The organism is Microvirga sesbaniae, assembly GCF_025460805.1.
Classification (GTDB): Bacteria; Pseudomonadota; Alphaproteobacteria; order Rhizobiales; family Beijerinckiaceae; genus Microvirga; species Microvirga sesbaniae.
Genome location: NZ_JAMXFJ010000009.1, coordinates 144,461 through 158,823 on the forward strand (window position 1 = coordinate 144,461; position 14,363 = coordinate 158,823).

Genomic DNA, 14,363 nt, shown 5'->3' on the forward strand with positions numbered 1-14,363 from the left:
CATCGGATCGACCCTTTCACAGGCGACAGAATTCTTCGATGGGCGCAGATCACTCCTGTCGTCACAGCGCGTGCTCCTGCGGCCGGGGCCGGATCCGTTTCCACAGCCAGATGAAGGCGGGCCAGAGCAAAGCGGAAATGGTCATCGCAGCAAGAACGGCCGAAACAGGACGCTCGAAGAATGGCAGCAGGCTTCCGTCAGACTTGATCAACGAGGTAACGAAGCTCTGCTCGACCATCGTGCCCATCACGATGCCGAGCACCATCGCGGCGACGGGATAGCCGTTGTTCTCCATCACGTAACCAATCACGCCGAATACCGCGACGAGAACGATCGCGAACAGGTTGTTCCCGGTCGCGAAGGCTCCAACGGCGCAGCAGACGAGAATGACCGGCATGACCGTAGCCCGCGGCGCTCGCAGAACCTGGCTCGCCAAACGGATCATGATGATCCCCAGGGGGATCATCAGGATGTTGGCCAGAATAAAGATGATGTAGAGCGCGTACATGCTCGACGCCCTCTCGGTAAAGAGCGTCGGGCCCGGATTGAGGCCCTTCATGTACAGGACTCCGATGGCAATCGCGGTGATCGTGTCGCCGGGGATGCCGAACAGCAGCGACGGAACCCAGCCGCTCGCAAGGCTCGCGTTGTTGCTCGCGCCAGCTTCCACGAGCCCTTCCGGATGGCCGGTGCCGAATTTATGCTGCTCCTTGGAGAATCGCTTCGACATGGCATAGCTGACCCACGCCGCCATGTCGGCGCCGGCTCCCGGCAGAACGCCGATGATGATGCCCACGATGTTGCCCCGGGTCATTTGGCGCCAGTATTTGCGAGTCAGGGCGAGCTGGCCTGCCAGGATGCTGCCGAACCTGCGGCGGGGCAGGGGGGGCGGCTCGGGCGAGACCAAGGCGCGGATCACCTCGGATACGGCGAAGACGCCAACCAGGACCGGAATGGCCTCGACGCCGCCCAGCAGATCAGACAGGCCGAAGGTGAAGCGCGGGACGCCGCCCGGGTTCTCCATGCCGATGCAGGCCACGAGCAGCCCGAGCAGCATGCTGGCGATTGCCTTCACGGGCGACGACCGCGCCACCAATGTCGCGCACATCAGTCCGAGGAAGGCGAGCCAGAAGTATTCGAACGTCGAAAAGTTCAGGGCCAACTCGGCAAGGAGCGGGGCCATGACCACGAGGGAGATCGTTCCTGCGATTCCGCCGAGGGCACTGAACCAGAGACCGGCCCCAAGGGCGATTTCAGGCTGCCCCTTGCGGGTCAAGGCATAGGCCTCGTCCGTGTAGGCGGCGGAAGCAGGAGTTCCGGGGATGCGCAGCAGGCAGCCTGGAATATCGCCGGAGAAGATTGCCATGGCCGAGGCCGCGATGATCGTGGCCACCGCCGCGATCGGCGAGAGATAGAAGGTGACCGGTACGAGCAGCGCCGTCGCCATCGTGGCCGACAGGCCGGGGAGCGATCCGATCACAAGGCCGTAAATCGACGACAGCAGGATCGCGATCAGCACATCGGGGGCAACGACGAGGCGGAAGGCTTCAATGAGTTCGCTCATGATCACCAAGGCATCGGGAGAAGGCCGGGAGGCAGCGGGACACGCAGGAGCTTGTAGAATACGAGATGAATGGCAACCGGCGCGAGGATGGCCAGAGAAAGAGCAACGCGCAGCCGGGCACCGAAAGCGACCGAGGCGGCGAAGATCATGATGGCCGCCGTGGGAACGAATCCGAGACGGTCGGCTGCATAGACGTAGAAGAGAAGCAGACCGGGCGGCAGCAGCGCGCGCAGCTTATGGATCGGAGAATCCGCAGGCTGCGCCCGCTGCGGAGGCCCCTCGACTGCGGCAAGGTCGGCCTCGGCTTCCTCCTCGAAGCTATGCCCGATTCCGAGAGCGATCATGGCCCCGCAGAGGACGAGGCCGATGCCAATCACGATCGGGAACGCGCTGGGCCCGACGTCCTGACCGGGGACGGGGGGAAGCTGGGAGCCGCCATAGGTCGCCAACACGCCTAAAACCGCGACAAACGAACCGGTGATGCGATCCGACAGACGCATGGACGGGCCCTCCTCGGCTGGTTGAATGGGAACGATCCGGGCGCCTTGACCGAAGCAGGAGACCGGACAAGCCACGTGCAGATCTCGCTGTCACGGGTCGGCAGGATGGCGGCCGGGCAGTTCGGAACTGCTCCGGCGCTGGACGGTCCAGCGCACCGTGCGAAAAAGTGGACCCGGTTTTTTGCAGTCAACGGTGCGCCAGCCAAGAGTGGAGCATCGGAATCGATCCCAAAAGTGGTGTCCACTTTTGGGTCCGATGCTCGAGCGCACCGTGCGAAAAGGTGGACCCGGTTTTTCGCGCCGAACGGTGCGCCGCTCAAAGGCTTGAGCATCGGATCCGATCCCAAGAGTGGGTCCACTTGTCACGTCCGATGCTCTAGGCCTTCGCCAACCCCGCGGCCTTCATGGCCTCGCCCATTTGCCGATCGGACTCATCCATGAATTGACCGAATTCGGCTTTTTCGGCCCATTGGATCCCGAAGCCCCGCCCGCTCATGAATTCCTTGTACTCCTTGGAAGCGTAAACGTCCTTGAGGACGGAAACCAACTTGTCTTGAATCTCGGGCGGAAGGGCTTTGGGGCCGGCAATGCCGCGCCACACACCGACCGATTTATGGGAGCCCATCTGCTCGTTGAGCGTCGGCACGCTGGGGAATTGCGGATTCCGTTCCGCTGCCAGGATGGCGAGGCTCTTGGCCCGGCCCGCATCGATCATCGGACGGGCTTCAGGCAGCGAGCAAGGCACGATATCGATTCCGCCGGCCGCCAGGTCCTGCATCCCCGGCGCGGCGCCGTTCGAGGGCACCCAGGCCACGTGATTGGGTTGAAGACCCAACGATTGCAGCCATCCCACGAGGGCCAAATGCCAGATCCCGCCTTGGCCGGTCCCCGAAGCCTTCAACTTGCCGGGAGGCGCCGCCTTGATGGCGTCGGCGAGCTCCTTGATATCCTTGTAGGGACTGTCGGCCTTCACCTGGATGGCGGGGGCGTCAACATTCATCAGCGCAAGGGGCGCGTAGTTTCTGGGCGTCAGCTCCGTCAGTCCCTGCCAATGCATCATGGCAATCTCAACGGTGAGAAGTCCGATTGTGTAGCCATCCGGTGGTGCAGCCGAAATCGCCGAGTGTCCGACCACGCCGTTCCCGCCCGTACGGTTCACCACGTTGACCGGCTGGCCGAGTTTCTGCTCCATCACCTGCGCGATGATGCGCGCGGTCGCATCGGTGCCGCCACCCGCGCCCCAGGGGCAAATGAGGGTGATGGGACGACTGGGATAATTCGATTGTGAGAAGCTTGGTCTTAGTCCAAGTGCTGAACTTGCAAATACAGTGGACGCCGACGCGACAAAACCGCGTCTCGTGAACGAAGTCATGCATTTCCTCCGGGCGATTATCCAGCCATGGCCTCGCCTGTTCCCGACGCTTGACCTTGGGTCATTCTAGGTAGCCTTTCCGACGCTGCAACCGCTTTCTCCGAGATTCTTTGGTATTGCTCGGCGCGCGGCTGCTGCGGTTTGCCGGGATTGCTCGTGATCTTCGTCTGGCCGGCCGCCCTGCTGGTGCGTCAAAGGTCGGGCTTCGGGCCGGGACTCCCGCAGCCTTACGGGGCAGCTTCCGAAGGATTGGCCAACTGCGATTGACATCTGGAACATCACGAATTTAGATCGATCTAAATTCCGGGGAAGGAATCCCAGATGGCGGGAAGACCAGATCGCTTGACGCTTGCGGACGTTGCGGAGCGTGCCGGCGTTTCTCGTGCGACCGTGTCCCTCGTTCTGCGCAGCAGTCCTCTTGTCGCGGAGAGTACGCGCATCAAGGTGCAGAGGATCCTTGACGAACTCGGCTACGTTTACAACCGAAGCGCCGCGAGCATGCGAGCGTCCCGGAGCCGAACCGTCGGCCTGCTGGTTCCCGGGCTCAGCAATCCTTTCTTCGCCGAGCTGGCGGCAGGCGTCGACCAGATCTTGGACGAGGCGGGCCTTGCTCTGTTTCTTGCCGACAGCAACGAATCCGTCGCCAAGCAGGAGCGGGTCATTCTTCGCATGCGGGAGCATGGAGCCGACGGGATCATCATCTGCCCGGCGGTCGGCACGACTAAGGACCTGATTTCCCGGCTCGATGCCTGGAAATTTCCATTCGTGCAGGCGCTTCGGCATATATCGCCGCAGGGCGATTACGCGGGGGCGGATTATGAAATCGGGATGGATCGGGCGACGGAGCATCTCATCAGGCTTGGGCATCGGCGCATTGCCTTCGTCGGCGGCGAGCACATGCATTCGGCCTATCGAGAGCGGCGGGACGGCTTTGTCGCCTGCATGCGCCGCCATGGCCTCTCGCCCGATTTCATTCTCAAGACGCCGCTGACGCGTCAGGCCGGCATGGATGCCGTTGCCGCGGTTCTGGAGCAGGATGAGGCCGCTACGGCAGCGATCTGCTTCAATGACGTGGTCGCCTTCGGCATGCTCCTGGGCCTCAGCGATCGGGGCCTGGAGCCCGGCGTCGACCTCGCCGTCGTCGGCTTCGACGATGTGGCGGAGGCGAGCCTGAGCCGCCCGCCGCTCACCACCGTTGCAACCCTGCCGAACCAGATCGGGCAGGACGCCGCTCGGTTGCTCCTGCGCCGGATCGCCGACCCGCACGGGCTGCCGGAGCGCGTGATCCTCCCGACCCGTCTGGTGGTGCGCGCATCCTGCGGGGCGCTGCGATCCCAGAGGGTCGCCTGAGAGAAGCTGCCTTTTGAGAACGGATTCGAACGGAGAACATGATGGCTCATGCCCAGATGAGTTTGGCCCTTGACAGCCTGATGGCCGCCCGCCGAGGCGGACCGCGGCCGGTGCGGCTCAAGCCCGAAGCGACCCCCGACACCCTCGCCCAGGCTTATGGATGGCAGGATGCCCTTCTGGCGCGGCTCGGGGCCGTCACGGGATGGAAGGTGGGCGCGGACAGTCCGGCATCCGAGCCGTTCCGCGCCGGCCTGACCGCGTCGACGATCCACCTCTCGCCGGCCCAACTGGGCAGGAGAGGCTTCAATGTGATCGGCGTGGAGGCTGAAATCGCCTACACCCTCGCGCATCCCCTGCCGGTCCGGGCGGAGCCCTATACCCGGGCCGAGGTGCTCGCGGCCATCGGTTCGGTTCATGCCGCAATCGAAATCGTCGATACGCGCTTTGCCGCCTGGGGCATCGTCGAGCGGCCGAGCCAGATCGTCGACCAGTTCAATCATGGAGCGCTTATCATCGGTGAAGGGCGGGCACACGGGTTCGAGGTCGATCCGCAGAAGCAGATGGTCCAGCTGGACCTGAACGGAGAGCCTGCCGTGCGCAAGGCTGGCGGAAACTCGGCCGGAGATGCGGTCAATCTCCTGATCTGGCTCGCCAATGGCGGAGCGGCAAGCCAGGGCGGACTGGCGGCAGACGCAACCATCACGACGGGATCCTGGACAGGTACCCTGTTCGTGGGGCCGGGCACCCAAGTGCGTGCCTCCTTCGACGGGATCGGCGAGGCGGTTCTGGAAATCGTTTGAGCAATGGCTCTTTTGGTCCTTGCGTCATTTAGATCGATCTAATAGCGTTTGGTCCAAAGAGCGATGACCGACATCGCGGACGACAATCCGCTCGAGGATTGCGCGTCGTCGTTGGCCTTTGCTGCGGGGAGGAGATGTTGACCTACACCTTCCGGTTCGGCCCGGTGCTGGAATCCTATCGAGAGCTTCTGGCCGGTGCTTGGCTGACGATCCAGCTGTCGGCGGGAGCGATGCTGCTCGGTCTCGTCGTTGCGATCATCTGCGCCTGGATCAAAACCTCGGGGCCCAAGTCCCTTCGGCTGATCGTCAACGGCTATATCGAGATCATCCGCAACACACCGTTTCTGGTTCAGATTTTTTTCATTTTCTTCGGCCTGCCGACGCTCGGGTTGCGACTGTCGCCCAATGCCGCCGCGCTCCTCGCCATGGTGGTGAATGTCGGCGCCTACGCAACCGAGATCATCCGCGCAGGCATCGAGTCGATCCATAGGGGTCAGGTCGAGGCCGGTCTCGCGCTCGGGCTGAAACCCCTGCAGGTGTTTCGCTACGTCATCCTGAAGCCGGCGCTCCGGACGGTATATCCGGCTCTGACCAGCCAGTTCATTCTGCTGATGCTGACGTCGAGCGTCGTCTCGGCCATCTCGGCCGATGATCTGACATCGATAGCCAACAACATCCAGTCCCTGACCTTCACGAGCTTCGAAGTCTATCTCGTGGTGACGCTCATGTACCTGGTCATGTCACTGGCATTCTCGGGCCTGTTCTCCATGATCTACCGCATGACGTTCTCCTATCCTGACCGGCGCTGAGGAGTAACCGATATGCTTCGCCAGTTCGGCACCAACGAGTTCCTGTTCATTCTGGCGGCAGCACGGTGGACGGTGCTGCTGTCCCTGATTGCCTTCGCCGGCGGGATCGTCGGCGGCTTGGCCATCGCTCTCATGCGGGTCTCGCCCCTGAAGATCCTGTCCGCGACGGCCGGGGGATTCATCCAGGTCTTCCAAGGCACGCCTCTCCTGATGCAATTGTTCCTCGTGTTCTTCGGCGCGAACACCTTGGGGCTCGACCTCAATCCCTGGGTTGCGGCGGCGATTGCGCTGACCCTGAACGCCAGCGCATTCCTGGGCGAGATCTGGCGCGGCTGCATCCAGGCCGTGCCGAGGGGGCAGTGGGAGGCCGCCGGCGCGCTCGGTCTGCATTACCCGAGCCTGATGCGCTACATCATCCTGCCTCAAGCGTTCAAGATTGCTCTGCCGCCGACGGTGGGGTTCCTGGTGCAACTCATCAAGGCCACATCGCTCGCCGCCATCATCGGCTTCACCGAGGTCACGCGCGCTGGGCAGATCATCAACAACGCAACCTTCAAACCGTTTCTCGTATTCGGCACCGTGGCAGCCATTTATTTTGCCCTGTGCTGGCCGCTGTCGCACATCAGCATGCGACTGGAACGCCGCTTCGCCGCAGCCAGTGCAAGGTAGCGGAGCGACGGGGCATCGCGCCCCGATCCAACAAGCACTTCAGCATAGGGAGTTTCTCATGAACTGGTCATCCCACCTCGGAAAATTCCGCAGGGCTCTCGCCCTCGGTGCGGTCCTCGCGGTATCCGTCGGCGCCACGATGGCCGCGAAGGCTCAAACGGTCGATGAGATCAAGAAAAAGGGACAGGTCACCGTCGGCATGCTGGTGGATTTTCCACCCTTCGGAATTACGAACCTTGAAGGCCAGCCGGACGGCTTCGACGCGGACATCGCCAAGGCCCTTGCCAAGCACCTGGGCGTAAAAGCCAACATCGTGCCGGTTACGGGGCCGAACCGCATTCCTTTCCTGCTCACCGGCAAGGTCGACATGCTGGTCGCGTCCCTGGCCATCACGCCGGAACGGGCGAAGCAAGTGGCGTTCTCCGATCCTTATGCGGGCATCCGCATCGTCGTATATGGGAAGAAGAGTGCAGTCGTTAAGGAGCCGTCCGATCTCAAGACGGTGACGGTGGGCGTGGCCCGCGCCAGCACGCAGGATGTGTCGCTTACGGCCATTGCGCCGGAAGGCACCCAAATCCGCCGCTTCGACGACGACGCTTCCGCGGTTCAGGCATTGCTGTCCGGTCAGGTGGATGTGATCGGGGCAGCCACTCCCGTGGTCGGCGAGATCGAGAAGGTGGCGCCGGGTCAGTTCGACACCAAGCTGACGCTTCGCGAGCAAGTGCACGGCATTGCCCTGCGTCCCGGCCAGGACGAGCTCCTCAAGGCCGTCAATGATTTCGTCGCCGAGCAGCAGAAGAGCGGTGCTTTGGCCGCGACCTATAAAAAGTGGGTTGGGGCGGATTTGCCTGAAATGAAGAAGCCCTGAACCGGAGATCGCCGATGTCGACAATGAGCGAAGCGTCTCGCCTCCAGGATGAAATCATCATCCGCATGGAGGACGTACAGAAGTGGTATGGCACCTTCCAGGTCCTGAAAGACATCAACCTGAAGGTCAGAACCGGCGAACGCATCGTGATCTGCGGCCCATCAGGATCAGGCAAGTCGACGTTGATCCGCTGCATCAACCGGCTTGAGCATGCTCAGAAGGGTCGCATCATCGTCGACAACATCGACGTCGGCGCGAGCAGCCGCGATCTCGATGCCGTCCGCCGCGAGGTGGGCATGGTGTTCCAGCAGTTCAACCTCTTCCCGCACATGACCGTGCTGGAGAATTGCATGCTGGCGCCCATGAAGGTGCGCGGCACATCCAAGGCCCAAGCCGAGGCGACCGCGCGCAAATATCTGACGCGCGTGCGCATTCCGGATCAGGCAGACAAGTACCCGGCCCAGCTCTCGGGCGGCCAGCAGCAGCGCGTGGCGATTGCCCGCGCGCTGTGCATGAGCCCGAAGATCATGCTGTTCGACGAGCCGACCTCGGCACTTGATCCCGAGATGGTCAAGGAGGTGCTCGACACCATGGTGAGCCTGGCCGAGGAGGGCATGACCATGCTCTGCGTGACCCACGAGATGGGCTTCGCCCGCAGCGTCGCTGACCGCATCATCTTCATGGACCGGGGCGAGATCGTGGAGGAGGGGGCGCCGGACACCTTTTTCAGCAACCCGCAGCACGAACGGACCCGCAACTTCCTGGGCCAGATCCTCTCTCACTGAGAGTTCCTCTGCCCGAACCACACAGGCGTCGCTGCGACGCCGGGATATCGACATGAAGCCAGACATCATCCTCGTCGAGCCTATGATGGCTCCCATCGAAGCTGCGCTCGACGCCGATTACCACGTTCATCGCCTGTCCCGAGCAGAGGATCCCGCGGCACTTCTGGCAGAGATCGGCCCCAGTGTTCGCGCCGTGGTGACAGGGGGAGGAACGGGTGTCAGCCCGGCTCTTTTTGACGCCTTGCCGCAGCTCGGCCTCATTGCCATCAACGGCATCGGGACGGACGCGGTGGATCTCGACAAGGCCCGCCGCCAAGGAGTGCGGGTCACCACCACGCCTGGCGTTCTCACGGACGATGTCGCCGACCTAGCCATCGCGCTCATGCTGGCGAGCTGCCGGCGCATAGCCGAGGGCGACCGCCTGGTGCGGGCGGGAGCGTGGGCGCAAGGAAAGCGGCTCGCGCTCGGCCGGAGCATCAGCGGCAAGCGCGTCGGGCTCTTTGGGCTTGGACGGATTGGCCAGGCTATCGCCAGGAGGGTTGAGGCCTTTTCGACGCAGGTCAGCTACTTCAACCGATCCGATGTGCCCAATGCGCCATGGCCGCGCGCCGAGTCGCTGGAGGCATTGGCCCGGGATAGCGACATCCTTGTGGTCAGCGTCGCCGGCGGCGCTCAGACCCGAGGCTTGGTCGATCGTGCGGTGCTGGATGCTCTCGGGCCGGAGGGCTTTCTGGTCAATGTGGCGCGGGGCAGCGTGCTCGATGAGCTGGAACTCGTGAGCGCGCTCAAAGAGGGTCGGATCGCGGGCGCGGGCCTCGATGTGTTCGCACACGAGCCGCATGTGCCAGCGGAGCTGTTCGACCTCGATAATGTGGTCCTGATGCCGCACCAGGGCAGCGCCACGATTGAAACTCGTCTTGCAATGGGCGAGCTCGTGCTCAGGAATGTCGCGGCTTATTTCGCAGGCCAGGAGTTGCCGTCCCCGGTGACTTGAGCGCGGCGCGGCTCACGGGTGCGGAACCGAGAAAGCCCAACCCGGTGTCGTCCGCAGCAGCCGCGCGCCAACACAGTGACGCGAGGAAAGCGGTCGACGATCAGCTCAAGGCCGTTCGGGCGGAATTCCTGGTGAGGCTGTCCATCAAGCAACATGGCCTGAAGGGGGCCTGTCCGATGCCCTCCGCCAGCCGCCGATTCAAGGCAACCCGATAGGCGGGCTTGCCCGGACCATGACCTCTACGGTCGCCGGGCCGATTCACAACAGGACTGAGGCTGCGATCCAGTAGAAGAACGCCGAGATGATCGCGGAGGCCGGGATCGTCACAACCCAGGCCATCACGATGCCCTTGGCGACGCCCCACCTGACGGCCGAGGTCCTCCGCGCGGCTCCGACCCCGATGATCGCCCCTGTGATCGTGTGGGTCGTCGAGACCGGAATGCCGAGCCAGGTTGCCATGAAGAGCGTCATGGCTCCTCCCGTCTCGGCGCAGAAGCCCTGCATGGGGGTGAGGCGGGTGATCTTCGATCCCATCGTATGCACGATCCGCCAGCCGCCCATCAGGGTGCCCAGGCCCATGGCGGCCTGACAGGAGATGACAACCCAGAAGGGGACGTAGAACTCGCTGCCGAGATGGCCCTGCGAGAACAGCAGCACGGCAATGATGCCCATGGTCTTCTGGGCGTCATTGCCGCCGTGCCCGAGGGAATAGAGGGCGGCCGACAGAAACTGTAGGCCGCGAAAGGCCTGGTCCGCAGCGAAGGGGGACGAGCGGGAAGCCGACCAGGTGGTTATGAGAACCAGGAGAAGTGCGAGCCCGAACCCGATCAGGGGCGACAGGACGATGGCCAGAAGAGTGGGCCCGAGTCCGCCCCACACGACGGCTCCCAGGCCTGCCTTGGCAACGCCCGCGCCCACGAGGCCGCCGACCAGGGCGTGGGAGCTGCTGGAGGGAATGCCGCCCGCCCAGGTTATGATGTTCCAGATGATCGCCCCCATGAGGGCGCCGAAGATGACGGCGGCATCGATGATGGAGGCCGAAACGATGCCGCTGCCGACGGTATTCGCCACATGGAGCCCGAAGAACAGGAAGGCGATGAAGTTGAAGAACGCAGCCCAGATCACCGCGAGTTGCGGCCTCAGAACCCGGGTTGAGACGATGGTTGCGATGGAATTGGCGGCGTCGTGAAGGCCGTTGATGAAGTCGAACAGCAAGGCCACCGTGATGAGACCGACCAGCAGTGGCAGCGAGATGGAGGCGGCATCCATTGTGCGGCGCTCCTCAGACGTGCTCGATCACGATGCTGTGGACCTCGTGGACCACATCCTCCAGACGGTCCATCACCCGTTCGAGATGGTCAAGCACCTCGGACGCGACCCAGAAGTCGAGAGCGTGAGCCGATCCCATCGCCTGGAACATGCGGCTGCGGGCAGCATCGTGAAGATCGTCCGTCTGTCCTTCGATCTGCGTGATGCGCTCCGACAGGGTGCTGATCCGGCCCGCATTCGTGCCGACCGAGCGCAGCATCGGAATGACCTCCTGGACGATTCGGGCGCCCTGGACGATGCAATCCGCCATCTCGACCATCTCAGGTTCGAACCGGCTCACCTTGAAGAGGGCCACCGATTTGACGGTCTTGCGCATCTGGTCGATTGCATCGTCCATGGACGTGATGAGGTCCTTGATGTCGCCCCGATCGAACGGCGTGATGAAGGATCGCCGGATGGCAGCGAGCACTTCTCCGGTGATCTTGTCCGCGTCGTCCTCGCGGTTCATCACGGTTGCGATGTTCTGCTCGATCCCGGGGCCACCCGCCAAGGTCGCCCGAAGGGCTTCCGCGCCGGCCAGAACGATCCTCGAATGCTCCTCGAACAGATCGAAGAACTGATCTTCCTTGGGCATCAGCGCACGGAACCATCGAAGCATGGGTCATCTCCTTGTAAGGGCAGGGCACGCATGTCGGCCGTCATGAGCGATCTCGCCCGGGCCACCCGGAGGAATGTCGCGGCAAGGCGCGGCACGGGGACGATCGGCATCGCGACAATCAAACCGGCGGGAGCGATCGGGTGCATGGGACTTTCGGGGTCCATGCCGATCGAGCTCGGCATTCGGAGGGGTGCTGCCGCGGTCACGCCACAGACGTTCCCTCGCGCCGCAAGGGTGGGCATTCCAAGCTGACGCGGCGGATATCGCGATCCTTCGAACCACTCCGATCCCGTCGTCGGGGCTCTTCCCGGGGTCATGGGTGAACCATGCGCCGGCTGGATGAGCCGGAGCCGGGAAGACGATATCAACTCCTGCTTCCATCGCCGACATGGGCAGACCCCACCCTCGAGAGAAGTGACTTCGCCTTCTGAATGACGTCCCTGAGTTCCGGTTCATCGACCGCTTCGGCGGCTTGCGCCGGGTCGAACCATCGCAGGCTGCGTTGCCCCTTCTCCGGCCAGCGCTTGCGCTGACTTCTCACCTTGAGCGGAAAGACGTCGACCTGACAGGGGACCACCTCTCCGCTCTTGAGACGCTTACCGTAGCCATACGAGCCGATCGGCACCTTGCCGACTTCGCCAACCAAACCAGCCTCTTCCAGAGCCTCGCGCGCGGCCGAGGCATGCGGTTTACGCCCTTTCATCGGCCAGCCCTTCGGGATGACCCAGCGGCGGGTGCCACGGGAGGTGATAAGCATGACCTCGATGCTGCCATCGGCCCGCTCCCGAAAGGGCAGGCAGGCGTACTGGGTGACGGACGGCTGGTCCAAACCGGGTTGACTCCTGTGACCTCCGCGAACAAACGCACGGGGGGCGGTGTAGGCTGCAACGCCAATGAGGGCTCCCGCTGACAACGTCCCGAGCCATCCCATAGCTTGCGTTGCTGAACACGTGTGCATAGACTTTTGACGTGAGCTTGACGGCAAATCCATCCCTGATCGCAGAATGCCTGTCGCCCTCACGCAGAGCATCGATTGACCGGAGCAAGCCCTCATGGAGGCGTCTTCAGACCGTGAAGACCAGCTGAAGCGCGACCGCGCGCCGCGTAATTTCGTTACGGCGGAAGACGTCGCCCGTCACGCCGGCGTCTCCCGGTCGGCCGTGTCCCGCACGTTCACGCCGGGAGCCAGTGTCTCGGCCGATATGAGGCAACGGGTCCAGGAGGCCGCGAAGACCTTAGGGTACCGGGTCAATCGCCTGGCTCGGAGCCTGATCAGCGATCAGTCCAATCTCATCGGCGTCGTCGGCGCCAACCTGTCCTTGCCCTTCATGGCGCGCCAGCTCGACGAGCTGAGCCGGGCGCTTCTGAGGCGCGGCATGCAGTGCCTGCTCCTGAACGCCGCCGAGGCGGAGCAGGGGATCACGCCGCTGATCGAACTCATCCTGGAGTTCCGCGTGCGGGCCATCGTGGTGATGTCCGGCTCGCCGCCCTCGTCGATCATCGATGAGTGCATGGCCAACGGCGTTCGAGTGATCCTGGTCAACCGGCAGGCCGACGACGCCGAAGCGGATACGATCATCAGCGACGATCTGGGCGGTGCCCACATTGCGGCCGAGCGTCTGCTCAGGGCCGGATGCCGGCGGATCGGCGTCGTCGGCAGCGGGGCACGGACGCCAACCCAGATCCGCCGACGCGTCGCCTTTGCCGAGTGCATCGAGGAAGCCGGGTTCAAGCCGGTCGTCTGGTCGTCGGGCGAGACCACCTACGAAACCGGCATGGAGGCCGCCGAGGGCCTGCTTGGCTCCCATGACCTGGATGGCGTTTTCTGTGTCACCGATCTCCTCGCGCTCGGCTTCCTCGATGGTGCCCGTGGCATGGGACGGCGCATTCCCGAGGATCTCTCGGTCGTCGGCTTCGACGACATCCCGCAATCCGCATGGGCTCCCTATCGCCTGACGACCGTCAGGCAGTCGATGAGCGATCTCACGGGATCCGTGCTGACGGCCATCGAGCGGGAGATGCATGGAGAGGGCATGGCGCTCGTGCATGAAGTCCTTCCGGTTGAACTCGTCGAGCGGGCGACCGTCCGTCCCTCCATCCGATCCTAGTCCGTTCCTCATTCAGAAGGCCTGGTGTTGCTTCCCCTCATGGGGAATCATCTCTCTTCTTGGCCGAGCGCATCGTGCGGATGAAAGCGGGCCACGCTCGTGACCCTCCGAGTCCGCCCTGTCATGGCTGTCATGGCCACCCTCCGCCCGTTGGGTCACTCCGCACGTCATGGCCGGGCCTGTCCCGGCCATCCCGATCGGAAGGGCGCGGCGCCTCTCGCATCGGGATCACCGGGACGAGCCCGGTGATGACGTGGAGTGTTGGTAGAAGCCGGTCCTGCCACCCTCCCACGTCATGGCCGCGCTTGTCCCGGCCATCCCGATCTTTTGGGGCGCCGCGCTCCACCGTATCGGGATCACCGGGACAAGCCCGGTGATGACAGCGGGAGGATGATCGTTCGGTTCGCGCTCCACCCTCCGCACGTCATGGCCGGCCTTGTGCCGGCCATCCCGATCCGGAAGGGCGCGGCGCCTCTCAGAAGCGGGATCACCGGGACAAGCCCGGTGATGACGTGGGAGGATGAGATCGGATCGGATCCCAAACCCGGATCCACTTCGCCGAAAAATGCTTGCTTGCAAGCTTTGCACACGTGTGCAAAGCTCCTCTGGCTTCATCC

14 protein-coding genes are annotated in these 14,363 nt (G+C 63.5%); 8 read left to right on the top strand and 6 right to left on the bottom strand.

The genetic code is table 11. The features are described from left to right. Window positions 1-61 precede the first annotated feature (61 nt). The 3 genes from OCW50_RS14790 to OCW50_RS14800 form a co-directional block, all read right to left on the bottom strand. The gene (locus tag OCW50_RS14790) at window positions 62-1,567 is read right to left on the bottom strand and encodes a tripartite tricarboxylate transporter permease (protein WP_262298138.1); all 1,506 of its coding nucleotides are present in this window, start codon (window positions 1,565-1,567) and stop codon (window positions 62-64) included. Further along, complete coding sequence (locus OCW50_RS14795) at window positions 1,567-2,064, bottom strand: tripartite tricarboxylate transporter TctB family protein (protein WP_262298092.1); 498 nt, start codon at window positions 2,062-2,064, stop codon at window positions 1,567-1,569. The genes OCW50_RS14790 and OCW50_RS14795 overlap by 1 nt, the downstream gene beginning before the upstream one ends. Before the next feature lie 376 nt (window positions 2,065-2,440). Next, the gene (locus OCW50_RS14800) at window positions 2,441-3,436 is read right to left on the bottom strand and encodes a tripartite tricarboxylate transporter substrate binding protein (protein ID WP_262298093.1); all 996 of its coding nucleotides are present in this window, start codon (window positions 3,434-3,436) and stop codon (window positions 2,441-2,443) included. A 321-nt stretch (window positions 3,437-3,757) separates the two neighbouring features. Between OCW50_RS14800 and OCW50_RS14805 the strand changes: the two genes are divergently transcribed. The 7 genes from OCW50_RS14805 (at window position 3,758) to OCW50_RS14835 (ending at window position 9,711) form a co-directional block, all read left to right on the top strand. Next, window positions 3,758-4,786, top strand: a complete 1,029-nt coding sequence (locus tag OCW50_RS14805; RefSeq protein ID WP_262269651.1) for a LacI family DNA-binding transcriptional regulator — start codon at window positions 3,758-3,760, stop codon at window positions 4,784-4,786. A gap of 41 nt (window positions 4,787-4,827) precedes the next feature. After that, on the top strand, window positions 4,828-5,586 hold the full coding sequence (locus tag OCW50_RS14810; protein ID WP_262298094.1) for a 2-keto-4-pentenoate hydratase: 759 nt from the start codon (window positions 4,828-4,830) through the stop codon (window positions 5,584-5,586). Between the two features lie 134 nt (window positions 5,587-5,720). After that, window positions 5,721-6,395: an amino acid ABC transporter permease gene (locus OCW50_RS14815; protein WP_262269653.1), complete on the top strand. Its 675-nt coding sequence runs from the start codon at window positions 5,721-5,723 to the stop codon at window positions 6,393-6,395. Between the two features lie 12 nt (window positions 6,396-6,407). Beyond that, complete coding sequence (locus OCW50_RS14820; RefSeq protein WP_262269654.1) at window positions 6,408-7,064, top strand: amino acid ABC transporter permease; 657 nt, start codon at window positions 6,408-6,410, stop codon at window positions 7,062-7,064. 139 nt (window positions 7,065-7,203) lie between these two features. After that, window positions 7,204-7,932 (top strand): transporter substrate-binding domain-containing protein, encoded by a 729-nt coding sequence (locus OCW50_RS14825; RefSeq protein ID WP_262269655.1) that lies wholly within the window; start codon window positions 7,204-7,206, stop codon window positions 7,930-7,932. A gap of 23 nt (window positions 7,933-7,955) precedes the next feature. Continuing rightward, the gene (locus OCW50_RS14830) at window positions 7,956-8,717 is read left to right on the top strand and encodes an amino acid ABC transporter ATP-binding protein (RefSeq protein WP_315974430.1); all 762 of its coding nucleotides are present in this window, start codon (window positions 7,956-7,958) and stop codon (window positions 8,715-8,717) included. A 52-nt stretch (window positions 8,718-8,769) separates the two neighbouring features. Then, window positions 8,770-9,711, top strand: coding sequence for a 2-hydroxyacid dehydrogenase (locus OCW50_RS14835; RefSeq protein WP_262269656.1), 942 nt, complete (start codon window positions 8,770-8,772; stop codon window positions 9,709-9,711). Window positions 9,712-9,969: 258 nt separating this feature from the next. Here the strand turns inward: OCW50_RS14835 and OCW50_RS14840 are convergent, their stop codons facing one another. The 3 genes from OCW50_RS14840 to OCW50_RS14850 all read right to left on the bottom strand — a co-directional run bounded on the left by OCW50_RS14840 (window position 9,970) and on the right by OCW50_RS14850 (window position 12,395). Then, window positions 9,970-10,980, bottom strand: a complete 1,011-nt coding sequence (locus OCW50_RS14840; protein ID WP_262298095.1) for an inorganic phosphate transporter — start codon at window positions 10,978-10,980, stop codon at window positions 9,970-9,972. Between the two features lie 13 nt (window positions 10,981-10,993). Further along, entirely contained in the window at window positions 10,994-11,638 is a 645-nt protein-coding gene (locus OCW50_RS14845; RefSeq protein ID WP_262269658.1) for a DUF47 domain-containing protein, read from the bottom strand. Window positions 11,639-12,002: 364 nt separating this feature from the next. Next, complete coding sequence (locus OCW50_RS14850) at window positions 12,003-12,395, bottom strand: NUDIX hydrolase (RefSeq protein WP_262269702.1); 393 nt, start codon at window positions 12,393-12,395, stop codon at window positions 12,003-12,005. 295 nt (window positions 12,396-12,690) lie between these two features. Here OCW50_RS14850 and OCW50_RS14855 point away from each other — a divergent pair, with 295 nt between their 5' ends. Continuing rightward, window positions 12,691-13,746 (top strand): LacI family DNA-binding transcriptional regulator, encoded by a 1,056-nt coding sequence (locus OCW50_RS14855; protein ID WP_262298096.1) that lies wholly within the window; start codon window positions 12,691-12,693, stop codon window positions 13,744-13,746. Window positions 13,747-14,363 lie beyond the last annotated feature (617 nt).